The following is a 23,632-nucleotide window of genomic DNA, read 5'->3' as shown; positions in this document are numbered from 1 at the left end:
GTCCTTTCAGGAGTGCTCGGCGACGTCGTCACCGGCGTACGGAGCGACGGGGGATGCCGTGGGGTCAAGGGTGTACGTGCCACGGGACACGCGCCGGAGCCGTGCGGACTTGACCATGGCGGACAGGATGTTACTGATCGACTTCGCCGACTCCTGGAACACCTCCGGAGGCAGCGCGAGCAGGACGTCGCGGGCGGTGAACGGCCCGGGGAAGGACGCGACGGCCTCGTCCACGGCCCGGCGCAGGCTGGTGGTGCTCGGGATGGCGCGCACCACCGCGACCCCGCTGTCCACGGCGCGCAGACGCGGGGCGGCGGCCGGGGCCACGCTCTCGTACGCCTCTATGCGCACGGCGAGCTCCCGCAGGGCGGCCCGGAGATCGGCGAGGGTGGTGGGCGTGCGGCCCGTGATGTCGTCGTCCGTGCTCCGACCGGTGTCCAGAACCGACATGACCTGCTCGATCCGTGCGATCGAGTCCGAGACCCGCCGCAGCAGAGGCTCGAAGAGGTCCTGGCGCAGGGCGGTGATCGGGTCGCTGGTGGCCAGCTCGACGCTGACCGAGCCGACCAGCCCGGTGTCCACCGGAAGGCTCGGGGCGTCCTCGGCCAGCTCGGCCCGCCAGGCCTCCATGCCGAGTCGCGCCCGCCGGCACGACTCGGTCAGCTCCGGCGCGAGGCCGACGGACGGCGCGTGCGCCAGCATGCCGGCGAGCCGCTCGCAGGCTTCAAGCGCGGGAAGCGTGGCGAGCAGCAGCGGAGTGAGGACGGCCTTCTGCACGGCGAGAACCGGGTCGTCGAGAGGGAAGGTGATCCGTTCACCTGCCGGCGCCGCCATTGATACCTCTGCTACGTGATGTGTCGTCTGGGGTGGGACCACGGACCGCGGTCCCGGCCGGACCGGTGTACGCGGGCGGGGGCGCCGGGGCGTGTGCCCCGGCGCGAACGCGTCCAGTACGGCGCCGAGTTCGGCGTTGAAGTCGGCGGACCGCTGCCTCGGGTCCACCGGAGTCGTCAGGTCCCCTTGCGAGGTGCCGATGCCGAGCCGGCGGCGGATGAGCCGCCGGTCCTGCTCGGTGGTCCCGGCGAGGTACCCGCCCGGATCCGGGCGGAGGACGGAGTCCCGCAGGCACTCCCGCTTGAGCGGGCAGGAGGCGCAGAGCTGCCGGGCCGCGTGGGCCAGCGCCTGGATGCGCCTTCCCTGGATGGGAAGTTCGGCGGAGCTGACGGGCGGATTCTCAAGAAGCGGATGCCGGAAGACGTCCGGCCGGCGGTGGCAGGGCAGCGAAGCGGCGGCCGCGCCTGACGTTGCCGAAATCGGCGCAGCGTGCGTCCTGCGCATGGTTGTGACCATGAAAGTGCCCCCCGTGGCATTTTTTGATACCTGGGGACTCTAGAGCAGTGCAATTGGCGACAGCAAAGCCGTTCTGAACTGTAACCAAGTTGCTCAGAAGTTTTCTGATGTGACATCAGGCTCCCTTGGCGCGTCTTGAGACGCGCCGCGTGGCCCGCCGCGCCACGCGCCGGAGCGCGGCGGCGCCCCCACCCCGGACCATGAGCACGGCGACCACACCCGCGAACCCGAGCGGCACGGCGGCCGGGGGCGCGACCGTCCCCACGCCGGCCGCCGCGAGGAGCACGACGTCGGCGAGCACGACGGTGAGCCCGCGCCGCCCCGGATGGTCCTTGACCATCCACGCGCCGAGCAGCGCCATCCCGGCGATCGCCCAGTACCCGAACACGGCCTGCCCGCTCGCCCAACCGGCCGGAATGCCCCGGGTGATGTCCGCCACGGCCGCGAGGTAACCCGCGAACGCGGCGGTCAGGACCGTCGAACCGACCGCCAGCAAGAACTGGCCGCGCCGGCGCAGCAGGAACGCCAGCAGGCCGAGCACCAGCAGCGCGCAGATCGTGATGAACGAGCTCATGCTGGAGGAGGCGAGGATGAAGAGCGTGTACGCCCCGGCGAGACCGAGGACGAGCCTGGGCAGCAGCCGAACGGCCCAGGCGTCACTCTTCTCCTGCCGGACGAGCCGCCGTACTGCCCCGACGACCGAGTCGGTTCGTGACATGAACGATCCTCCTATCGGGGCAGGCGGTTGCCGTCACCCGGCGGCCGCTGCGGGGGCAGCTGCGGCGGGTTCGGCTGCGTGGGCTGCTGAGCCACGGGCTGCTGCGGCGGCTGAGCCCTCGGCGGCCTGGGCTGCGCGGGCTGAGGCGCCGGCTGAGGCGCCGGCTGCTGCTGCGCAGGCGCCGGGGTCGGGTTGGCAGCCGGGGGCGGAGTGGTGCCCGCCTGACTGACACGGCCGGTATGGCGGCGGGCCTCCTGAGAGGTGGGCGACTGCTCCGAACCGTTCGCCTCGTCCTTGCGCCTCTTGATATTGGCCTCCGCCGACTGGAACGAGTCGTTGTGAATCACCCTGGCCTCGCGAGCAGTCTTGCGCTGCTGTCGCCCGGAGTTGTTCTGCGGGATCCAACCGCCCTTCCGCAGGCGTCCCTTGAGCACAGCGTTGTCCATGCCACGGGCGACGCTTCCGGCGACGCGCCCCGTCCCCTTGGCGGCTGCCTGTCCGACCGACCCGGCCATCGGAACAGCCTTGGCGGCGACGGCACCCGGCATGTCGCCTACGCCGAGCCCATCCTCAGCTCCGGCGATCTTCGGGCTGTACGCGCCTCCGATGAGCTTCTTGAGCATCATCACGACGGCGACGGTGACGAGGAGGAGCATGAGGAGCTGCATGCCCAGAGGGATCCGGGCGGGCAGGATCATCTGGTACAGCACGAGCAGGACGGTCAGGATGACACCGAAGCCCGCCCGTAGCACGAAGCTGTGAATGAACGTCTGCAGCCAGCCCTTCAGCAGCTTCTGCTGGGAGGGGTGGATGCCGAGCGTGGCGACCAGCGGAAGCAGGATGATGAGGATCAGGGTCACGGAGTGCCAGAGCAGCGTGAGGGCGCTGAGCACGATGACCATGACGCCGACGATGAGGGCGGCGATCAGGGAGTAGAAGGCGAGCCCGACTCGGCCGCCGGCGTTGTGGCCGGCCCAGTCTCCGAAGGGGACCGGGTAAATGTTCTGGTCCGGGGGGAGGTCCTTTTCCTTCTTGATCTCGTTCTGCTCACCACCCGCGATGTCCATCCGGATGGGCATCCATTTTTCTCGTTCCTTGTCGATCGCCTTCGGCTTCCCCTTGCCGTCGGGGGGGTAGTCGAAGTTGGTCATGGACTGCGACGCGGCCTGTACGACCCGGAGGTCCTCACAGCGCACACCCAGGCCGTACTCGCATTTGGTGCTGGTGCTGGCCGGTACGCAAGCACCGTTCGAGAGCTTGCCGCCGTCGTTCCGGAAGATGCAGTTCGCACCCTTCTCACCGAACTGCCCCAGGGCCCATGGGCGGAAGGCGAGGGTGTCGTACATCGCGCAACTCGAGGCACGAAGACCTCTGTTGGTCTTCTCGTCCTTGTTCATGTCGCAGGGCGCCTGCATCTCTCCGGACACACCCGCAAGGGCCGCCTCGGCCAGCAACGAGTTGAAGTTCGCGATACCTGCGTCGGCCTGGTCGATGACCTTGTGGTAATTGCTGTTCTGGCCGCCGCCGGCGAGCAGGGCGACAACGGCGATGGTCGTGAGACAGGCCCAACCGACACCGGACCAGACCTCGCGCATCTCCTGTCGCCGCCACTTGGTGAACACCCAGATGCCGGTGAGGAGAATCATCGCGGGCACAGCCGGCCTGAAGACATTGTTCTGCAGCGTCGTCACAGCGGCGTTGCGTCCCTCGTACAGACCCCTGAGAGGACTCGGATTCGACGCCAGTTCCTTGATGGAGATGGCGCCGCGCGAGAGGATCTTCGTTCCGTTGAAGACCATGTTGGCCACGCCGTTGTTGACGAAGTCCATGACCGAGCAGTTGTCGGCGCCGCTGCCGTCCTTACCGGTGGGGACTGCGGCGTCGGGCCGGCTCTTGAAGGTCCCCGTCCAGATCAGCCCCCGCATGCCGTTGATCTCGTAGAACGTGTACCTGTCAGGGCTCTTGGACATCGGAACCGCACCGGTGACCATCCCCCGCGTGTCGTTGATGTCCTCACCGGTCTGGCCCGTCTTCTCCCACTGGTTGACCGCGGGAATGATGGACTCACCGTTCGCGCCCGGGTTGTCACGGCTGTAGTTGTCGTCCCCGGTGATCTTGCAACTCAGGTTGAGGTCCGGGCCGAAGGCCTGCGCCGTGTCCGGGACGGAGAGCGTCAGCGCGACCAGCGCGAGAACCAGGAACAGACCTGCTCTGACGATCCGCCCGGCACCGCGCACCAGGTTGCCCGGCGAGCGGGGAACGATACGGGTTCCGCGTGACATGGCCCTACGGCGCACGGGTATTGGTTTCCTTCCAGGGTCCAAGGTTCCGGGGCAGGGAACGGCTACAGGTCGTAGTTCGTGAGGAAGCAGCCCTTGACCAGACCGTCGTGGATCTCGAAGCCGCTGGGTACTTCCTTACGGTTCTCCGGGTCGCAGGACACCGTGAACAGACCGTTCTGCATCAGGCTCTGTCCGGCGTAGTCACTCTCGGCGGCGACCCCGAAGTTCTGGCCGATCGTGAAGGAAGAGCGCTTCTTGGCCAGCGTTCCTTGGAACTTGGCCATGTCCCCGATGAGCAGCAGCGTGACAGACCGGCCCGATTCGTCCGCGCACACAGCGCGCTCCTGAATGCCCCAGGCGGGGTCGCTGGCCTCCTCCTCCATGTAGCCTGCGTCCTCGCTCTTCCCGAGCTGGTTGCACGCCACACCGCGGTCGACGACGGCCTTCTGGACGTCGGCCATGGTCTCCGCCTTCGGCAGGCCGCCCAGCGGACCGGCGGCGGCATCTCCGCCATCGTCCCCGCAGCCCGTCAGTGTCACGAGCGCGGCAAGCGTGACGGCTCCGGTGGCGAGGGTCTTGGTCAGGCGCATGGGGTTCTCCCTTGGGTTGAAGGTGCCGATGAGGGCTGGACCGCACTCCAGGTACCCGTGACGGCTCGGGCGCGCGCCACGGGGCGTCGGCTACTCGGGCAGGTAGTCCGTGGTGAAGCAGGGCTTGACCAGGGCGTCCTTGGCCGTGAAACCGCTGGGCAGGCTGTCCCGGTCCTCCTGCCTGCACGACAGGTGCGTGAGACCGTTCTGCATCAACTGCGGGCCGGACCCGCCGAGGTTGGTGAGCGCGAAGTTCTCGCCGATCAGGATCCTGCCCACGCTGCCCTTGGCCTTCGCCAAGGCCTCCTGGAACTTGACCATGTCGTCAATCAGCAGAAGAACCATGGTCTCGTCGCAGACACTGCGCTCCTTGATGCTCCAGGCAGGGTCCCTGGATTCCTCAAGCATTCGTACTTCGTTGGACGGTCCAAGCTCCTCACACTGGGCACCCGTCCCGACGATGAACTTCTGGAGTTCGGCCATCGTGCTCGCCCTCGGCAGGCCCGAGTCCGCCGACGAACCGTTGTCGCCACCGCTGACGCCACCGCCGCTGTCGCCACCCCCGCACGCCGTCAGGGTCAGCGCGGCCGTCAGCGCCACGGCTCCGGCAGTGAGGGTCTTGGACAGGCGCATGAGGTTCTCCTTGGGTCGGTTCGGTGGGGCCGGGCAGGTCAGACCGCGGCCGTGGCTTCCGGGGAAGGCGTCGGGTCCAGGTCGTTCGTCTCCTGGAGGAACGTCCAGTCCCAGACGCTCAGCGGAGGGTTCACGCCCTGCCTCGACGGGCGGGTCGTGCCGTTGGTGTCCGTGGCCGCGAGGATCTCCTTGAAGACCAGGTCCACCGCCACCGTCCCCACCCGCTTGTCCGCGTCCCGCTGGAGGCAGACACCGGTCCGCAGCTCCTGGAGAGCGGAGACCACCTTCGCGTCCGACTCCGGGCGGCCCAGCAACGGTGCCACGAGCGACGCTTCCTGCGCGGACTTCTGCTTGAACGCGAACACCGTGTGGATCTGGTTCGCGCCACCGCTGCGCGCCTCGGAGTCCTCGATCTGGACCAGGTCGATCGCCTGCTGGGTGATCAGTACCGTCACCGCCAGATACGAACGGCCCTGCTTGAGCGCCCGCCGCATCAGGTCCCGGCCGCTCTCCGTCGCGGTGACGACGTACGCCTCGTCGACGAACAGCGCCTTCGGACGCAGCCCGATCTCGCCCGTCACCGGGTTCTTCTCGTAACCGACGTCGAGCATCTGGCTGCCCAGCTCCACGACCGCCATCAGCGCCGTCGCCGCGAGCCGCTCGGCCGGGTTCCAGTTGCGCGGGTCGGAGGCCGCCGGCGACTGGAAGCCGCGGAGGGTGATGACCGTACGGCGCTTCCGCATCGCGGACAGCGTCTGCGGCTTCTCCGCGAACGCCAGTCGCGCGTACGGCAGCGTCCGCAGCTCCGTCAGCAGCATCTGCGCCAGCTTCAGGTCCTTCGCCGCCTCGCGGTCGTTCGTCGCGAGCGCGTGCTCGTACGCCCGTACCACCTCGTCGACGACGTTCCACAGCGTCGGCCTCGGCACCTGCGCCTCGGCGTCCCGGGCGCTCAGGCCCTGCTCCGTCGCCTGCCGGATCGCCGAGTTGTACCAGCCGACGACCGTCGCCATCGCCTCGATGACGGGCAGCCGCACCCGCTGGTAGTCCTCGTCGCCCAGGAAGCCCCGCAGCATCGACTCGGCGAGCAGCCGGCCCGACGGCACGTCGCGGGCGATCACCCACGGATCGAGTACGCCCGCCTGGCCCTTGAGAAGGTCGACGACCTCCGTCTCCGCCCAGAACTCCGGGTTCACCGGCTGGAACCGGCTCTCCGGCGTCCCCAGCACCCCCCGCTCCGCGTCCGACGCGAACTCCGGGTCGTTCACCTGCGCTCCGAAGCCCAGGTAGTAGCAGAGCTGAGCGAAGTCCGTCTTGGGGTCGATGACCAGGCAACGGACGCCGGACTCCGACTCCTCGTAGAACTTCTGCAGCGCCAGCGACGACTTTCCACCACCGGACGCGCCGACGATGGCCAGGCCACCGCCGTCGTTACGGGCCGGGCCGACGTGCAGCGAGTAGTGGACCGGCATCTTGCCCGCCCAGCCGACCAGGTTGCCCACCCAGCCGAGCTTCTTGCCGGACCGCTGCTCGGGGTTGTCGCCCAGCTCCGTACCGGCCGTCGGCAACCCGGCACCGAGCTGCTCCACCTCCTGCAGCCGCAGGTACGGCGCGATCGGCAGCTTCGGGGCGTTGCCCGGCAGCTGCGACTGGAGCAGCCGCCACTGCTGGCGCGTCGGACGCAGCAGGGTGACCTTCAGGTCCTGCTTGAACTGCATCTCCAGGATGCGGCGCCGGCGCTCCAGCTCCGCCGGGTCGGACGCAGAGACCGTGAAACGGATCTGCGCCTCCATGCCCGGCATCTTGTGCTCCTCGATGTCGTCGACGAGGTGCTTGGCGCGGGTGACCTGGTTCGCGAGCCTGGTGTCCGGCGAACGGCCCGAGTTGGCCATGTCGTTCATCTCGTCCACGAGGTTGCCGCTGATCTTTCCAGCGCGGTCCTTGAACTTCAGGTACGGGATGAGGGTGAAGCGCATGTCGATCTCGACCGGGAACTCCACGTTCTGCGCCGCGTACCGCGCCCACGCGGTCGACTGGCGGAACCGGGTCTCCGTCGGCCAGTTGGCTGCGACCAGCGTCGTCGTGTAGCTGGTGTGCTGCTCGCCGGTGACCTCGTCGTACTGGTGCAGAACGATGTGCGTCTTGCGGTTCTCGCCGGAGAAGTCGACCACCAGGTCGAACTGGTCCGGGCCCCACGACCGCGAGCCGAGCACCGGCTCGGGCGGCACCGGCAGGTCGCCGTGGAGGGGCTTGCGGATCAGCCAGACCAGTTCCTCGCGGGCCAGCGGCGCACCGCCGAGGCTCTCCAGGCTCTCGTGCACCTCGCGCGCGACCTGCGTCCACTGGGCCAGGAGGGCCGGGGACAGGTACTCGCCGTGGACGCCGGTGGCGCCCGCTGCCAGCTTGTCCGCCGGGCCCGTCAGGGCGCGGGACAGGGCCAGCTCCTCGACCGGGTCGTCCCCGCCGGGCAGCACACCGCTGCCATCACCGGAGCCGCGCTTGAGCGAACCAAGCTTGACGAGCAGGATGTTCCGCTCGCGCATCGCCCCGATGCGCTCCTGGTACTCCGCCTTGCGGAAGTTGTACGCCTTGTAGTTCTCGGTCGGGTCCCAGGCAACGGCGTTGAGCTCCTCGGCCCAGCCCACGGCGGTGATCGGCCGGTACACCTTGCGGTAGTGGCACTCGACGTTACGGTCGCCCCGCGCCAGGTTGAGGAGCGCGCGGGCCGGCGCCTCGGCCATGGCCTGGAGCTCGGTGGCGTTGAGGTACTCGTCGATCGACGTGGGCAGGACGATGCCCGTCCAGACCGAGTCGCCGTGCACGAAGATCATGTCGTCGGCGTACCGGTACGGCAGCCGCATCTCCTCGCGCCGGGCCTGCGCCCGGTCGCCCTGGGAGCGGCCGCGGTTGCCGGAGCCTCCGCCGGAACCGGACTTTCCGTCGCCACCCTGGTTGCCGTTGGCGGTCTTGGCCTTGGAGGAGGAGGCGGCCATGATCATGGCGATCGCGAAGAAGGCGACCGCCCCGCCCAGAAGGATCATCATGAACATGGAGAAGTCATCCTGCGGTCTTGGAGGGGGAGGGAGCGGCGGTGTGAGCCGGGGGTACGGCCGCTGCGGTTGATCCCGCGTGGCCGGCCGGCGCGGCCGATCCCACGGGTTCGCCAGGCGCCTTGGGTGTGGGGGGCACGGCAGGCGCGGGGATCGGGGGTTCCGTACCGCCGTACGACGAACCGTGTCGCGCGGCCTCGTTCAGCGCCCGCTCGTAACTCTGCTGCCAGCGCTGCGAACCCGGCTGCCAGAGGATGACCTGCCAGTGCAGTTCCCCCGGCTCACGGTCGGCGGCCAGCCCCTGGAGCCGCTTCGGCTGCCACCAGTAGTCGGCCCACACCACCAGCTGCTGGCTGAGCGTGAGCGCGGAGGGGAGCGGCCGGCCCCAGACGAAGTACACGCCGACGGGCGGCCCGAAGTACAGCACCGCCGTCAGGATCGACATACCCAGGGCGGGCACGAAGGCGGAGAGGGAGAGCAGCGTCACCATCCACACCACACCGAAGCCGAACGCCGCGCCGAGCGCGGGCAGCAGCAGTCCGGGAAGCGGGATGTTGCCCCAGTTCCAGATGCGCTTGGGCCGGTTGAGCAGATCCGTGTGGTCGTACGCGACCATCGGCTCCGGCTCGCCCGTCACGTCCTGCGCCATCGGTCACTCCCCCTCTCTCTCGACCTCTCTCGACCGCCGTCGACGGCGGCCAGGGCCCGGCTGGGGCCCCTCCGGGCGGGGACGGCTCGGTCCCCCGGCCGGGTGGCTCAGCTACCGCCACCGATCTGGCCACCGAGGCCGATCAGCACACCGGCGAGGCCGGTCGCGCCACCGATGATCAGGGCGGCCAGCGCGATCATGCCGAAGCCCTGGAAGGCCTCGCGCATACCGTCGCCGCGCTTCATGGACATCAGCATCCGGATGCCGAGGATGAGCAGGGCGATCACCGCGACCATCGTTCCTGCGTCGCGCAGGATCTTCTGGATCTGCGTGAACATTTCCGTCATCGAGGTCGCCGCCAGGTACATGAGGTGTCCTTTCGTTCTGCGGAGTGCTGCGGTCCGCTCAAGGGGGTAGTGAGGAGGGAACGGCTGGAGAGGCGGGGAGCGGCAGTGGACCGCTGGTTCCCCGTCAGGGCTTCCGGCCGGCCGGCTTCGTGCTGGGCTTGTTCGCGGGCTTCGTGGCCTGCGGCTTCGCGGGCGGGGTGGCGGCACCGGTGGCGGGCGGCGTGCTGGTCCCGGCCGACGGGGTCGCCTGCCCCGGGGACGGGGAGGCGCTCGGCTCGTCGCCGTCGCCGCTCCCGCCCGCCGGATCGAGGACCGCTCCCCGTACGTCCTTGATGAACCAGCCCTGGGCGGTGTTCACGACGGTCACTCGGTACGAACGCTTCACCTGCGGCGCGGTGGCCTCTCCGGTGGCACCTTCGTCACCGGCCTCGCCCCAGACGACCGTCACCCGGACGCGTACGGACTGCCCGTACTTGTACGTGATCGTGTCGCCGTCCTCCGTACCGGCCGGGGCCAGCGCCTCGACCGTCGTGACCTCGGGCGCGGAGAGCGCCCCCGCGAGGCCGGAGGTGGCGGCGGCGGTGGCGTCGGGGGTCGTGAAGCGGGACATCGCGGTGGAGTCGGAGGCTCCCCAGGCGGTGAAGTAGCCCGGCAGCACCTGCGCCTTGAGCTGGTCCGAGAGCGTGTCGTCGACGATCTCGTCGTCCCGGTCCACCTCGGGAGCGGTGCCGCGGCCTGGCAGCGGCATCTCGCCGATGTCGCCGACGACCCGCAGCCCCGACCCGGCGGCCGGATTCGCCACGAACACGGGGACGGAGACGGTGGTGACCCGCCCGGTCGACAGGGTGACCTGAACGCCCAGGTACCGGCCGTTCTTTCCGTACTCGGGAAGCTCTTCGACGCTGCCGTCCCAGGTGGCGGCCGTGACGCTCTGCTCGCCCTGGCCGTTCCAGCCGCAGTCGCGGTCCACGCCCGACGTCGCGTAACGGGCCAGCTCCTCGCGGCGCTGGTCGGCCGTCTTCGGGTCGTACGTGAGACAGAGCGTCGCGTACTTCTCGGCGAACGTGCCCGCTGCCTGGGTCGGGTACTCGGTGAGCCGGTACCGCTGCACGTCCTTCTTGTCGAGAGAGGCGGTCGGTGCGGAGGAGGAGCTGCCGATCGCGAGCCCGACGACGCCGCACGAGCCGAGGGCGAAGACGCAGGTCGTGATGAGGAGCGTGGCTCGCAGGGCGACGTGGGTTCCACGGCCGGTCGCGGGCAGGCGGCCGCCGGGGCGGGGTACGGCGAACGCCGCACCCGCGGAGGAGGACGAGGCGGACCCGGCGGGCGCGGGCGTTTGACCGGAGACACCGCCGGGGGCGGACGCGGAGGCGGTGGTTCCGACAGGCGCGGAGGCGGCAACGGGTGCGGCGGGCGCAGGGGTTCCACCGCGCTTACGGCTCTCCCGTTCCGCCTTCTTCGCCTCGTACGCGGCCTTCCGCTCGGCCCTGGCCTGCTCGCGGCGGTCCTTCTTGTCCTGCTTCGCACCGTCCGAGAAGGAGTTCCGGCGCGGCGGAAGCGCCGGTACGGCGGCTTCCGCGGGCGGTACGGCGGCCTGCGGGGCGCGTCGCGTCCATGCGGCGGCGACCTGGGCGCGCGCGGCCTCGGACGCCATCGGCGGCTGGGGCGCCGCGGGGGCCGGAGCGGCCTGTGTGTGGGCCGGCGGGTAGCCGTATGGCGCCGGAGCCTGGGGCGGTATCTGCTGCTGGGCCTGGTGGGGCTGCTGCGACTGCTGGCCCTGGTGCGGCTGCTGCGCCTGCTGCGGAGCGGGCGGCTGCTGCCCGGCGGCCATGTGCGGTTGCCCGAACTGGCCCGGCTGCGCGGGCGGTTGGTTCCCGCCGGCACCACCGGCGGGACTGCTGTGGTCCGTCATCGGCTCGGTCTCCCCCCGCGTGTGATCCCCTGATCCCCGGCCGGCCGGATTCGGACGCGGCGGGCCCTGGTGAGGCCAGGTGCGGAGGGCAGTGTGGCAAACGGACCGGACGGGAACACCGCCATTTCCTCGCCGAGGAAAGAGCGAGGAAAGCCGAGGAGGAGCGAGGAAAGCGGACGTGTCACGTGACCGCCTCCTCGGGGCCCCGTGCCCGACGGCTCGGCACAATGCGGGGGTTGTGCCCGCGCGCCGGGCGCGCCGTACCGTCCCCGACCCTGCCAAGGACGAGAGTTGAGCGACCAGACACCCGCAGCACCGGCCGATCCCGCCGTCGCCGCCGCGCCCGCCCCGCCCGTACCCACGTACAACGCCCAGCACGCCTGGATCGACGGCTACGAACCAGGCAACCCCTGGCAGTCACGCCTCTGCTTCCAGACCGAGTTCGGCACCGTCGCGTACCCCCTCACTCCGAACACGATGCCCGAACTCCTCGAGGGCCTGGTGCTGGTGGCCCAGGAGCAGCAGGGCATCACGGGCGACCTCGCCCCCGACGCCCCCGAGACGCCGGACCCGGCCGACTCGCCCCCGACCACCGGCTCAGGCCTCCACGAGGGCCGCGCCGCCCGGCTGACGGGCTGGGCCCTGGTCCACGAGCTCTGGGAACGCGAGGACCCGAAGGCCCGCCTCATCATGGGCGCGGTCGTCGTTGTTCTCCTGCTCCTCGGGATCTTCATCGCCTGACCGGCATCCGGTCGGGCCGGCGTATCGAGCGAGTGGGGAAAGGCCGGGCCCCCGCCCGCATCCGCGAGTGCTGATGGACACGGATCCGGAACCGTTCGCCGCCTGTTCACCGCAGGACGGACACACGGCCCACCCACCTGTCCCTTCCCTCGCTTTCCTCCCCCTCCCCCTCGCTTTCCCCGGCGAGGAAAACAACTGATCGACCGGCCGCCTCTCCCCCTACCGTGTCCCGGCAACCTGACTGAGGGAGGCCCGGGACGGTGGAGTCACCTGCCGACAACAAGCGAACTGCGGCACTCGCCCTGGCGATACTGGGGCTCCTGATGGTCGGCGCCCTCGTCGTGCTGACCCTCTTCGACGGGGACGACGAGTCCCCGGACGCCGGGGAGCCGGCCGTCACGAGCGCGCCCGCGGACGGGAACACCGGGGGATCCGGATCCTCCGACGGCAAGCCCTCTGGCGACGCCGCCGGCGAGGTCAAGCCCATCCTCACCCAGGCCGAGGCCGCCGCGGCGCACCAGCGGATGACCGACTACATGGTCGGCATCAACACCTACGCCCACACCGACGAGAACGCCGCCTGGGCCGAGCCACTGCTCGCGCTGACCAACGGCGACCGGCAGTTGAAGCAGGACACAGCTCTGCCCACGGGCAAGACGTGGGCGACCTGCGTGGCCGCCAAGTGCACCTCGCGCGGTACGGCCACCGTGGTCCGCGACGCGATGGTCGCCGACGATCTCGTACGCGGCGGTGGCAAGTCGGTCTCCAGCCTCGTCGAGGTGAAGGCCTTCCGGAGCGAGAACGGCAAGGAGAGCGGCACGGAGAGCAACTCCTGGCTCGTGACGGTCCGCGAAAGCGGTAGCGGCACGTGGCAGGTGTCCTCCGTCTCCCTTTTCGGGCTGGGCAACGTGGGCGCCTCCGACCAGGCGGGAGGGTAGGCACCGATGGTGGCTCCTGCCGTTCTCGCGGCCGCTGCCAAGGCCGCCAAGGTCGCCAAGGCGGCGAAGGCCGCCAAGGACGCCGCCCAGTCCGCACGCGGGGGCGGCGGACAGGGCCCCGGCGGCGAGAAGAAGAGCAACCTCAAGCTGTGGCTGCTCCTCGGCGGCGGCGGGCTGCTGCCGATCGGCGGCATCGGCTTCGTCATCCTCGTCATGATCGGCGGCCTGATGGGCGCCATGGGCGGCGGTGCCGCGGCCGCGGCCTGCGGTGACTACGGCGAGAACACCGAGGCCGGCAACACCGGTGACGCGGCCGCCACTTCGCCGATCATGCCGGCGGGCAAGGTGTACATGCCCAGCGAGACCGCCCGGAACGAGATACCCCCGAAGATGATCCTCGCCGCCATGCGCGCGGCCGCCCGCTACGACGGGCTCGACTGGACGCTCATCGCCGGACAGATGTACCAGGAGACCAAGTACGGGCAGGACCCGTCGGCGGCGCCCGGAGGCAAGAACAGCGCCGGGTACATGGGCATCCTCCAGTTCGGCACGCCGGCCTGGACCGACTACGGCGCCGACGGCAACGGCGACAACAAGAAGGACCTGTACAACATCGACGACGCGGCCTTCGCCGCCGCCAACTTCCTGCACGCGATGAAGGCGGAGACCAACGCCTGGAACGCGCTGATGCGGTACTCGGGCTCCCGCCCGAGCAACACGATCTACATGCGGGTCGTCCTCACGCAGGCCGCCCGCTACCGGGGCAACCTGACCGGCGACAAGGACCTGATCCAGGACTGGTACGCGCATCTGAAGGCCACCGTCGAGAAGAACCCCACCTTCCCCACGCTCGGCAAGCAGTCGGACATCCCGGAGCCCGTCGGCAACAACGCGAACCCGACCACGGCGCTGAGCATCGCGAGTTCCCCGGCCCGCTCCTGGTCCACGCCGCCGCTGAACGGCGACGGCGGGACGACCACGCAGGCGATGGCCGCCTCGTACCGCCTCCAGGACGCCCAGGGAACGTCCGAGACGGTGCCGCTCTCCCTCGCAGCCCTGCCCCTTGAGCCCGGCGCGCCCTCGTCCGGCAAGGACTGGCAGTGGCCGCTGAAGGAGGGGACGTACAAGGTCGGCACCAAGTACCGCAAGAGCGGCAGCATGTGGAGCCTCGGCTACCACACCGGGCTCGACCTGGAAGCCCGCGTCGGCACGGCCATCTACGCCCCGGCCGACGGCAAGATCGTGAAGACCGGCAGCGGCGGCGCGTACGGCAACGAGACCCTCATCGAGCACGCGAACGGTGTCATCACCCAGTACGCCCACCAGTCCCGGTTCGACGTCAAGGCCGGCGCCCAGGTCAAGCGCGGCGACCAGATCGGCGCCGTCGGCATGACCGGCAACACCAGCGGACCGCACCTGCACTGGGAGGTCCGTGTCCCCGGCGTCGACAACCCGTTCGTCGGCGGCCAGGACAACGGCCCCGGCATGGTCGACCCCGAGGCCTGGCTGGACGGCAAGATCTCCGCCAGCCCCGACTACGGCAGCGTGCCGGGCGGCGACGGCGGCGGGCGGGACGCCGAGTTCGCCGAGTGCGCCAAGGGCGGCGGCGGAGCCCCGGTCGCTCCCGACGGCGCCGGAGTGACAGGCGTCATGCCCGACTCCGACGACCCGGTGGTCCGCGCGGCGCTCGGCTGGGCGCAGCGGGGCATCGGCTTGCCGTACGTGTGGGGCGCGCCGCGCCTCCAGGGCGACAGCCCCGTGTCGTTCGACTGCTCCAGCTTCACGCAGTGGGCGTACTACCAGGCGAGTGGCGGCAAGATCAACATCGGGGCGACGACGTACGTCCAGGAGGACAAGCTCGCCGCGTCCGAGGTCGACCTGTCGAAGTCGCAGCCGGGCGACCTGATCTTCTTCCGGCCCGGCCGCAACGGCTCGGAGCACGTCGGGATCATCTGGGACCCGAAGACGAAGAAGATCCTGCACGCCCCGCGCAAGGACAAGAACGTCGAGTTCAGCACCTGGGACGTACAGGGCAAGATCACCGGCGTGTTCCGGGTGCCGATCCCGGCCGGCACCAACCCGGCCGAGGCGGGCGATCACGCAGATGCATGACGTGAGGAAGGTCTGGAAGAACGATGGCCGCTGAGCAGAAGAAGAAGCCACGCGCCGAGGACGACTGGACGTACGAGATCGTCGGTCTCGTCGCCGTCGTTCTGGTCGTGCTGTGCGGAGCCTGGGGCGCCGCCCACCTCGGCGCGTCCTTCGACGACGCGCCGGCCCCGCCGGGAAACCCCCTCTCCTTCGCCGTGGCCCTCGCACAGGGTGACTACGAGTGGCCGGGCAGCGCGGCGAGCGCCGTCGCCGCCGGCGAGGCGGTGCTGCTCGGCATCCTCGTCCTGTGGGGCTACCGGCTGCGTCAGCGCGCGAAGAGGAAGCCGGACGTCGACACGGCCGCCCAGCACCTGGCGAAGGGCGAGCAGCTCGGCAAGCTCACGATGAAGGGCGCGGCGGCCATCGCCGAGCGCCTCGGCGTGACGAGCCGGGTCCCGGGCGTCTTCATCGGCCGTTCGGTGAAGGGGAAGCAGCCGCTCTTCGGCTCCTTCGAGGACATGCACGTCGACATCTGGGGTCCGCGTACGGGTAAGACCACGCGGCGCGCCATCCCGGCGATCCTCGACGGCCCGGGCGCGGTCCTCGTGACCTCCAACAAGCGGGACATCGTGGACGCCACGCGCGGTCCGCGCCAGGCCCTCGGCCCGGTCTGGGTGTTCGACCCGCAGCAGGTGGCGACGGAGCCGCCGCAATGGTGGTGGAACCCGCTGTCGTACGTCACCGACGTCGCCAAGGCCCGCAAGCTCGCCGACCACTTCGCATCCGGCTCGCGCGACCCGAACGCCTCCACCGACGCGTTCTTCGACCCCGCCGGCCAGGACCTCCTGGCGAACCTCCTCCTTGCGGCGGCCACCGGAAAGGCCTCGATCACCCAGGTCTACACCTGGCTGTCGAACCCCAAGGACGACACCCCGGAGCGCATCCTGCGCGGCGCCGGGCACACCATGCCGGCCGACGCGCTGAACGGCGTGATCACCGCCCCCGACAAGCAGCGCAGCGGCATCTACGGCGTGGCCCAGCAGATGGCGTCGTGCCTGATCAACCCCGAGATCAACAAGTGGGTCACGCCGAACGGCCCGGACGACACGCGCCCGCAGTTCAACCCGCACGAGTTCGTCCGTACCCCGGGCACGCTCTACTCCCTCTCCCGCGAGGGCACGGACTCGGCCGGCCCGCTGGTGACGGCCCTGACGGTGGCGACGGTCGAGGCCGCCGAGGAGTACGCCACCACCCAGCGCGGCGGCCGGCTCCCCCTGCCTCTGGTCGGCGTCCTGGACGAGGCGGCGAACGTCTGCCGCTGGCGGGCCCTGCCCGACCTGTACTCGCACTACGGCTCGCGCGGCATCATCCTCATGACGATCCTCCAGTCCTGGGCGCAGGGCGTCGAGGTGTGGGGCGACCGCGGCATGGAGAAGCTGTGGTCGGCCGCCAACGTCCGCGTGTACGGCGGCGGCGTCTCGGACACCCGCTTCCTGGGCGACCTGTCGGACCTGGCGGGCGAGTACGAGCTGCGCGAGTACTCCACGACCCGTGAATCGGAGCACGGCCACTGGTCGGGCAACCGCACGGTCAACGAGTCGGTCCGCCGCGAACGCGTCCTCCACGTCTCGGACCTGGGCTCGATGCCCCCGGGCCGCGCCCTGGTCCTGGCCTCGGGCACGAAGCCGGTCCTGGTGGAGACGATCCCCTGGTGGGAGGGCCCGTACGCGCAGTCGGTCCAGGCCTCGCTGGCGAAGTTCGACCCGGGCGCGAGGCGCTGACCTGTCATATCGCCTGACCTGAGCGGCGAGGCCGAACGGCCTCGCCGCTCTTCGGCTACTGGGGGGTGTGCGGGGGACTGACCTCGTCAATGTCGGCGAGGATGGCTCGCGCGTTCTTGACATTCATTTCGAGCAGGTCGCGGGCGAACTTGCCCGGGTCGCGTCGGTAAAGAGCCGTGCCCGCCTCAGAGGTGAAGGCATCGGCAGGGACCGCGTCCTGGCCCGGGGGAATGAATTTGAGGACTTCCTCGTACGCCGCGACGCAGTAGGCCACCGCATCACGCAGGTCGCGGTGCTCGGACTCGGGTGTGTTGAGGAGTCGGAGCCCGGTGGACTCTGCAATCCGAAAGGCGACCTCGAGGAATTCCCCAGGGTCGATGATCTGCGACGGTTGAGAACCACCGAACGCAGGCGGGGGCGGCGGAATTTCCTCCGCCATGCGGAAATCGAACCGACGGGTCGTCCCGCACTGGCGGCACGCGCCCTCGTACACGGCCACCATGTCGTCGCCGCGCTGTTCCAGACGGTGACGGCGATCGAAGTCCCCGGAACCGCACGCACAGGGGTGGAGGTCCATGTACAGGTGTGCTTCGAACGATGAGCGCGCTGTCAACATGCCATGATCTTAGGGTCTGTTCGATGAATGCGAAGAGAAGGGTACGGGGGAGCATCACATGAACGGGTCGGCTGATCCCCGCATGCAGGCGGACGTGCTCGCATCGGCCACCGACGCGGACTTTCGCGCCCAGCAGGCAGCACTGACAGCAGCAGCCCACAGCGAATTGAACGGCGTCGCCCGGTCCGTGATGGGAGAGCGGTTCGGGTCGATCCGAATGGGGCGTACCGAACGGGGCAACCGCGAGTTCGCCGTGCTCACCGACTCGCGGGGCAAGGAGGCGACCCTCTGGCTGGACGCCATCCCTATGCCGGCCGGGATGATCGCCAATTCGGTGACGAACACGACGACGGACCAGTACATAGTCCATGTCTCGGACCGGCTGCCTCGCGAGTATCTGACGCGAGTCCTCGCCCATGAGGTAGGGGAACTCATCGCCGTACGTGATCGGTCCGCCCAGGGACTGGCGCCAGTACGCGAGAGCCTCCTGGAGCAAGGGGCCGACGTCCGCGATCGGCACGAGCTGTCGAGCCAGGACCACGGTCGTATCGGTGAACTGAACTGGCTCGCCGACCGTGCCACGGCCGCGGACCGCCCCGAGCACCAGCGGATCCAGGCACGAGCCGAGCTGTCCGCCCTCCTCGACCAGTCCGGGCTCCGCCCTGTTGCGGCCATGGCCGACCAGGAAGCGTTCGCCGCCCAGGACAGGGCTGCCCGACAGCGCTTCTTCCTGTCGAACCCGTCCCTCTCCAACGACGCTCAGCGCCTCATCGGCCAACTCGCGCGCCCCATCGAGCAGCTCCACCCCACCGACGCCGCCGCCCTCCAGGCATCCCGCGACGCCGCTCTCGTCGCCCAGCGCCAGGTCGAGGCGTTCATCGGGCGTCGAGAAGTGACCATGCCCATGCCGGGCTACGACCAGAACGGGATCCCGCTTCCCCGCGAGCAGTTGAAGCCGGCCGCCGAGCAGTGGGCGACCTACCGCGAGCAGGTCAGTGAGCGCACCGTCCAAAGCCTGGCGGCTCAGCTCGCGGCCCAGCACATGCCGTTGCGGAAGGTCGTGATCGGCGGCGGCGCGAGCCTCGCCGGGCGGGATCCCGAGGCCCTGGTCATCGACGCGGTGGGCCGGTGGCACCTGGACCCTGGTGCCGGGATCGTGCAGTCGGCGGATCAGGACCGCGATCTGGCGCAGTGGATGGGCGTCGATCCGTATCAGGCAGCCGAGGAGCCCGGCCAGCGCATCTCGATCCAGGCAGTACGGCTCTGGGAGGACCAACTCGCCACCCAGGGCGATGTGGTGAACGGTCACGCCAGGCTGTGGCTGGCGCCCAATGGCCAGTTGCTCGCCCATGTGCAGCCGCTCGAACAGGGCGGCAAGGAGAGCGCCGGTCCCCTCTGGGTGGCCTGCGACGGCACACCCAGCGTCGCGACCGGCCTGCCACCGGAGGTCGTCCCGGGCGTGGCACGCGGCGCCTCCCGTGTGGAGAGCCGCAGCGAGGCGCTGCGGCTGATCGACGAGCGCCTCCAGGCACTGGAGGGTCAGGGCGTCGAAGGCGCTGCTGATCTGCGCACGAAACTGACCACGGCCGATCGCGCCGGCAAGAACACCCAGACCCTGCTGGAGACCTTGGCGTCCTCACCCCTGCGCGACGAGTTGTCGGCGGGTCTGGAGGGCGGGGCCGCCGCTCGCATGACGAACTGCTTCGGCATCCTCGATGCGACCCAGAAGTGGGAGTCCGCTCGCGAGGCGGCGCCGGGCCGGGTGCTGATGGGGGACGAGGTCGCCGAGAACCGCTTCACGCCGGGAGAAGCCAAGCACTGGATCATCGCCGGCTCGGGCGGAACAGGCGTCGCCAACGCGGAGATCATCCTGCGGGAAGATCTCGATGCGAAGGTCACCATCGTCGGCTCGGCCCCGCCTGCCGCATTGGAGCATCAGGTTCAGTACCCGAAGATGATCGAGGACTACACGAACGGCGAGAACCCCCGTCTGGTGATCCTTCCTGCCGAGGTCGGCGCCATCGAGGCCGTCCAGGACAAGAACGGCCGGACCACCTTCCAGGTGTTGTCCGTGAACGGTGCCACCAAGGAGCAGCGCTTGGTCGAGGGCGACGGCTACGTCGCCAGCCTCGGCCGGACCAACCCCCTCCCGGCCGCCGTGCAGGACCTCGCGAACAACGTGCGGGACAACGGTGGAGAGGTCAGCGGTGACCTGCTCTTCGACAAGGACGACCAGTACATCGGCTACGGCCTGACCTTCCGTACGAAGGACGGCCAGGAGCACCGCGTCGACGTGGACGGAGCCGCGTCCTGGCAGCTTCCGCGCGAGGTCTTCCCGCCGGAGGAGGGCCTCCAGGGGCGACTGAACGAGATGGGCGGCCGCGCGCTGCCCGCCGAGACCGGCAACGCCGCGCCCGGCTTCTCCCCCATCGCCCGGCAGAGCGCGCTCAAGGCGCGCGCTGTGGCTGCGGCAGAGGCCGGTGACGAGAACGCCGTACAGCGAAGGACGGACATCCCGGACCGATGGAAGCGTCCGGGGCCGGCGGCGGAGGCGGAGTCCACGACCAACCCCGCACCCTCGCCGGGGCCCGGACCCGCGCCCACCCTCGCGCCCGCGGGGCCCCAGCGGGAGCCCGCGGCCGAGATCCCGAAACAGCCGGCACCTCCGGCCCCCAAGCCGGCCCCCGGCCGAGGGGCCCCGAACGCGCACCTGTGGCAGATGGGCGTGCCCCAGACCCGCAGGAGCAAAAGCACCGCCCCGACCCAGCCCCAGCAGCTGCCCCCGGACCAGCAACGTCCAGGCCCAAGCCGCGCTCCCGGTCTGGGCGACTGAGGCGCACCGGCCGGTGGCGCTTGTTTCTCGTTGGCCGTGGCGTCGCCATGCTCGCCAACATCGTCACCGCCGCCCTCCGGGCCAAGGCCGAGGGCGGCGGGATCGTCGTCTGGTAGCGCCCCGCACCGCTCGTGCACCGAACGGGAGAGCGCGGAAGGGGCCGGACTCGACAGAGTCCGGCCCCCTCCGACCAGCGGCTTCAGCCGATCAAGGAATCACGCGTCACACGTTGAAGCGGAACTCCACCACGTCGCCGTCCTGCATCACGTACTCCTTGCCCTCCATGCGGGCCTTGCCCGCCGCGCGGGCCTCGGCCACCGAGCCCGTCTCCACGAGGTCGGAGAAGGAGATGACCTCCGCCTTGATGAAGCCCTTCTGGAAGTCCGTGTGGATCACGCCGGCCGCCTCCGGGGCCGTCGCGCCCTTCTTGATCGTCCAGGCGCGGGATTCCTTCGGGCCGGCCGTCAGGTAGGTCTGGAGACCCAGGGTGTCGAAGCCCACGCGGGCCAGGATCGCCAGGCCCGGCTCCTCGGCGCCGACGGACTGGAGGAGCTCCATGGCGTCCTCCTCGTCCAGCTCGGCGAGGTCCTGCTCCAGCTTGGCGTTGAGGAAGATCGCCTCGGCCGGGGCGACCAGCGCGCGCTGCTCGTCCTTGAAGGCGTCGTCCGTCAGCTCGTCCTCGTCGACGTTGAAGACGTAGAGGAACGGCTTCGTCGTGAGCAGGTGCAGGTCGTGCAGGAGCTCCGCCTTGTCCGAGCCCTGCAGGATGCCCTGCGAGAACAGGGTGTCGCCGCGCTCCAGGATCTCCTTGGCCGCCTCGACCGCCGCGACCTTGGGGGCCACGTCCTTCTTGATGCGGGCCTCCTTCGCCAGACGCGGCAGGACCTTCTCGATCGTCTGCAGGTCGGCGAGGATCAGCTCGGTGTTGATCGTCTCGATGTCGTCCTTCGGCGAGACCTTGCCGTCGACGTGTACGACGTTCTCGTCCTTGAAGGCGCGGATGACCTGGCAGATCGCGTCCGACTCACGGATGTTCGCCAGGAACTTGTTGCCCAGGCCCTCGCCCTCGCTCGCGCCGCGGACGATGCCCGCGATGTCCACGAAGTCGACCGTCGCCGGGAGGATCCGCTGCGAGCTGAAGATCTCCGCCAGCTTCGTCAGACGGGCGTCGGGGACACCGACGACGCCGACGTTCGGCTCGATCGTGGCGAACGGGTAGTTGGCCGCCAGGACGTCGTTCTTGGTCAGGGCGTTGAACAGGGTCGACTTGCCGACATTCGGCAGACCGACGATTCCGATCGTGAGCGACACAGTGGCGACTTCCTGGAGTACGGATGGGGGTGCGGTGGGTGGGCCGATCCCCCAGTTTACGGGCGGCGCGAACCGGCCCGCGACGCCGACCTTCGGCCGTTCTCGACGGCAACGTCACCCAAAGGGCGTGTCCTGTGCCGCTCCCCCGGGCCTTCCCGACCTACGTTGGTGTAGTGGAGCAGCAACGGACAAGTCAGCCTCAAGGCCGCCGACGGCCGCAAACGCCTCTCACGCCGCCCGGCGCGCTCGTGGAAGGCGCCGCCGTCTATCGCGTCGCCGCCCGCCCGGGCCGCCCGGGCCGGGGCCGCGTCGAGCGGGCCACCGCGCCCGTACGACGGCCCGCACCGCCTGTACCGCCCGTCGTCCTCGCCCTGCGCCGACTGCCCAACCCGCGGCTGACCGGCCTCGGCGCCGGGCTCTTCGCCTCCGCCACCATGCTGGTGCTCGGCTTCCTCGACTGGCTGATCCTCGACGGCTCACCGCTCGTCTACGGCCTGCTGTTCCTGCCGGTCAGCGCCCTGACCGCGCTCTGGGTCCGTACCGCCGACCTGGTCACCGCCCCGATCAGCGTCCCCATCGCCTTCGCCGTCGGCGTCGTGCCCATCTCGGGCGGCACCGGAGGCTTCGGCGGGCAGGCCATGGCCCTCGTCACCGCCCTCGCCGTGCAGGCCGGGTGGCTGTACGGCGGCACCCTCGTCGCCGGACTGATCACCTGCGTCCGGAAGGTACGCGACATGGGGCGCCGCCAGCGCGCCGCCACGAGGCCCGCCGCCCCTCAGCGGCGGCCCGCCCCGTAGGCGAGCGCCAGGACAACAGGCGAGCCGCCCGACGCCGAGGCGAGCGGCCCGCACCGCAGGCGGAGGCCGCCCGACCCCGAAGGCGAGCCGCCCGACGCCGAGGCGAGCGACCCGCCCCGTAGGCGAGGCCGCCCGACCCCGTAGGCGAACGGCCCGCACCGTAGGCGAGCCGCCCGACCCCGGGCGAGCGGCAGGACCGCGCGGGCGACCCGCGCCCCTACCTCGCCGCCGCCATCGCCGCGCCCACGATCCCCGCGTTGTTCTGCAGCTCCGCCGGCACGATCTCCGCCCTGATGCCCTCGATCAGCGGCAGGAACTTGTCCGCCTTACGGCTCACCCCGCCGCCGATGATGAACAGCTCCGGCGAGAACAGCATCTCCACATGCGCCAGGTACTTCTGCACGCGCCGCGTCGCCCAGTGCTCCCAGCTGAGGTCCTCGTCCTCCTTGGCCTTCGTCGACGCCCGCTTCTCCGCGTCGTGGCCCTTCAGCTCCAGATGGCCCAGCTCCGTGTTCGGGACGAGCCGGCCGTCGACGAAGAGCGCCGAACCGATGCCCGTACCGAGCGTCAGCAGGATCACCGTGCCCTTACGGCCCCGGCCCGCGCCGAAGGTCATCTCGGCGACCCCGGCCGCGTCCGCGTCGTTCAGGACCGTCACCGGGAGCCCGCCGAGCCGGTCGCTCACCAGCTTGCCCGCGTCGACCCCGATCCAGCCCTTGTCGACATTGGCCGCCGTGCGGATCGTCGAGCCGGTGACCACGCCCGGGAAGGTGAGGCCCACCGGGCCCGTCCAGCCGAAGTTCTCCACCACCTCGACGACACATCCCGCCACATCGTCAGGTGTGGCGGGATGCGGGGTCAGTACCTTGTGGCGGGGCTCGACCAGCTCTCCGCGCTCCAGGTCGACGGGAGCGCCCTTGATGCCCGAGCCGCCGATGTCCACTCCGAAGACGTTCATGGCCCCCACGGTAAGGGCTGCGCCCGGCAGTTACTCCT

The 23,632-nt window shown here is 70.2% G+C and carries 19 protein-coding genes; 7 read left to right on the top strand and 12 right to left on the bottom strand.

Features of this window, described 5'->3' with window-relative positions:
* Positions 1-6: 6 nt before the first annotated feature.
* The 9 genes from ACFY8U_RS13285 to ACFY8U_RS13245 all read right to left on the bottom strand — a co-directional run bounded on the left by ACFY8U_RS13285 (position 7) and on the right by ACFY8U_RS13245 (position 11,270).
* Entirely contained in the window at positions 7-1,338 is a 1,332-nt protein-coding gene (locus tag ACFY8U_RS13285) for a WhiB family transcriptional regulator (protein ID WP_389569355.1), read from the bottom strand.
* Positions 1,339-1,465: 127 nt separating this feature from the next.
* Positions 1,466-2,068 (bottom strand): hypothetical protein, encoded by a 603-nt coding sequence (locus tag ACFY8U_RS13280; protein ID WP_389569352.1) that lies wholly within the window; start codon positions 2,066-2,068, stop codon positions 1,466-1,468.
* An 11-nt stretch (positions 2,069-2,079) separates the two neighbouring features.
* A complete protein-coding gene (locus tag ACFY8U_RS13275) occupies positions 2,080-4,350 on the bottom strand; it encodes a hypothetical protein (RefSeq protein ID WP_389569349.1) in 2,271 nt (756 codons plus the stop codon).
* A 62-nt stretch (positions 4,351-4,412) separates the two neighbouring features.
* Positions 4,413-4,940 (bottom strand): hypothetical protein, encoded by a 528-nt coding sequence (locus ACFY8U_RS13270; RefSeq protein WP_389569346.1) that lies wholly within the window; start codon positions 4,938-4,940, stop codon positions 4,413-4,415.
* A gap of 90 nt (positions 4,941-5,030) precedes the next feature.
* On the bottom strand, positions 5,031-5,573 hold the full coding sequence (locus tag ACFY8U_RS13265) for a hypothetical protein (RefSeq protein WP_389569344.1): 543 nt from the start codon (positions 5,571-5,573) through the stop codon (positions 5,031-5,033).
* A 38-nt stretch (positions 5,574-5,611) separates the two neighbouring features.
* Entirely contained in the window at positions 5,612-8,620 is a 3,009-nt protein-coding gene (locus ACFY8U_RS13260; RefSeq protein WP_389569341.1) for an ATP-binding protein, read from the bottom strand.
* Positions 8,621-8,627: 7 nt separating this feature from the next.
* The gene (locus ACFY8U_RS13255) at positions 8,628-9,269 is read right to left on the bottom strand and encodes a hypothetical protein (protein ID WP_389569340.1); all 642 of its coding nucleotides are present in this window, start codon (positions 9,267-9,269) and stop codon (positions 8,628-8,630) included.
* Between the two features lie 107 nt (positions 9,270-9,376).
* Positions 9,377-9,637: a TrbC/VirB2 family protein gene (locus ACFY8U_RS13250; RefSeq protein WP_361436166.1), complete on the bottom strand. Its 261-nt coding sequence runs from the start codon at positions 9,635-9,637 to the stop codon at positions 9,377-9,379.
* A 103-nt stretch (positions 9,638-9,740) separates the two neighbouring features.
* Entirely contained in the window at positions 9,741-11,270 is a 1,530-nt protein-coding gene (locus tag ACFY8U_RS13245; protein WP_389569338.1) for a conjugal transfer protein, read from the bottom strand.
* A 39-nt stretch (positions 11,271-11,309) separates the two neighbouring features.
* Between ACFY8U_RS13245 and ACFY8U_RS13240 the strand changes: the two genes are divergently transcribed.
* The 5 genes from ACFY8U_RS13240 (at position 11,310) to ACFY8U_RS13220 (ending at position 17,079) form a co-directional block, all read left to right on the top strand.
* Positions 11,310-11,561: a hypothetical protein gene (locus ACFY8U_RS13240; RefSeq protein WP_389569336.1), complete on the top strand. Its 252-nt coding sequence runs from the start codon at positions 11,310-11,312 to the stop codon at positions 11,559-11,561.
* 258 nt (positions 11,562-11,819) lie between these two features.
* Positions 11,820-12,269: a hypothetical protein gene (locus ACFY8U_RS13235; protein WP_389569334.1), complete on the top strand. Its 450-nt coding sequence runs from the start codon at positions 11,820-11,822 to the stop codon at positions 12,267-12,269.
* A 260-nt stretch (positions 12,270-12,529) separates the two neighbouring features.
* On the top strand, positions 12,530-13,207 hold the full coding sequence (locus ACFY8U_RS13230; RefSeq protein WP_389569332.1) for a hypothetical protein: 678 nt from the start codon (positions 12,530-12,532) through the stop codon (positions 13,205-13,207).
* Positions 13,208-13,213: 6 nt separating this feature from the next.
* A complete protein-coding gene (locus ACFY8U_RS13225) occupies positions 13,214-15,319 on the top strand; it encodes a peptidoglycan DD-metalloendopeptidase family protein (protein WP_389569331.1) in 2,106 nt (701 codons plus the stop codon).
* 23 nt (positions 15,320-15,342) lie between these two features.
* Entirely contained in the window at positions 15,343-17,079 is a 1,737-nt protein-coding gene (locus tag ACFY8U_RS13220; protein WP_389569328.1) for a type IV secretory system conjugative DNA transfer family protein, read from the top strand.
* Positions 17,080-17,134: 55 nt separating this feature from the next.
* On the opposite strand, the gene ACFY8U_RS13215 is transcribed toward ACFY8U_RS13220, so the two are convergent.
* Entirely contained in the window at positions 17,135-17,695 is a 561-nt protein-coding gene (locus ACFY8U_RS13215) for a hypothetical protein (RefSeq protein ID WP_389569326.1), read from the bottom strand.
* Between the two features lie 58 nt (positions 17,696-17,753).
* Between ACFY8U_RS13215 and ACFY8U_RS13210 the strand changes: the two genes are divergently transcribed.
* A complete protein-coding gene (locus ACFY8U_RS13210) occupies positions 17,754-20,528 on the top strand; it encodes a hypothetical protein (protein ID WP_389569323.1) in 2,775 nt (924 codons plus the stop codon).
* Between the two features lie 222 nt (positions 20,529-20,750).
* On the opposite strand, the gene ychF is transcribed toward ACFY8U_RS13210, so the two are convergent.
* Complete coding sequence (gene ychF / locus ACFY8U_RS13205) at positions 20,751-21,839, bottom strand: redox-regulated ATPase YchF (RefSeq protein WP_361597033.1); 1,089 nt, start codon at positions 21,837-21,839, stop codon at positions 20,751-20,753.
* Positions 21,840-22,012: 173 nt separating this feature from the next.
* Here ychF and ACFY8U_RS13200 point away from each other — a divergent pair, with 173 nt between their 5' ends.
* Complete coding sequence (locus ACFY8U_RS13200) at positions 22,013-22,636, top strand: DUF6542 domain-containing protein (RefSeq protein WP_389569321.1); 624 nt, start codon at positions 22,013-22,015, stop codon at positions 22,634-22,636.
* A 217-nt stretch (positions 22,637-22,853) separates the two neighbouring features.
* On the opposite strand, the gene ppgK is transcribed toward ACFY8U_RS13200, so the two are convergent.
* Positions 22,854-23,594 carry a polyphosphate--glucose phosphotransferase gene (gene ppgK / locus ACFY8U_RS13195; RefSeq protein ID WP_361597030.1) on the bottom strand — a complete coding sequence of 247 codons (741 nt, stop codon included), beginning with the start codon at positions 23,592-23,594 and terminating at the stop codon, positions 22,854-22,856.
* Positions 23,595-23,632 lie beyond the last annotated feature (38 nt).

Source organism: Streptomyces sp. NPDC012508, from assembly GCF_042902595.1.
Lineage (GTDB): Bacteria > Actinomycetota > Actinomycetes > Streptomycetales > Streptomycetaceae > Streptomyces.
The sequence above is the reverse complement of the archived record's forward strand: the minus strand, read 5'-3'. Positions and strand labels throughout refer to the sequence as shown.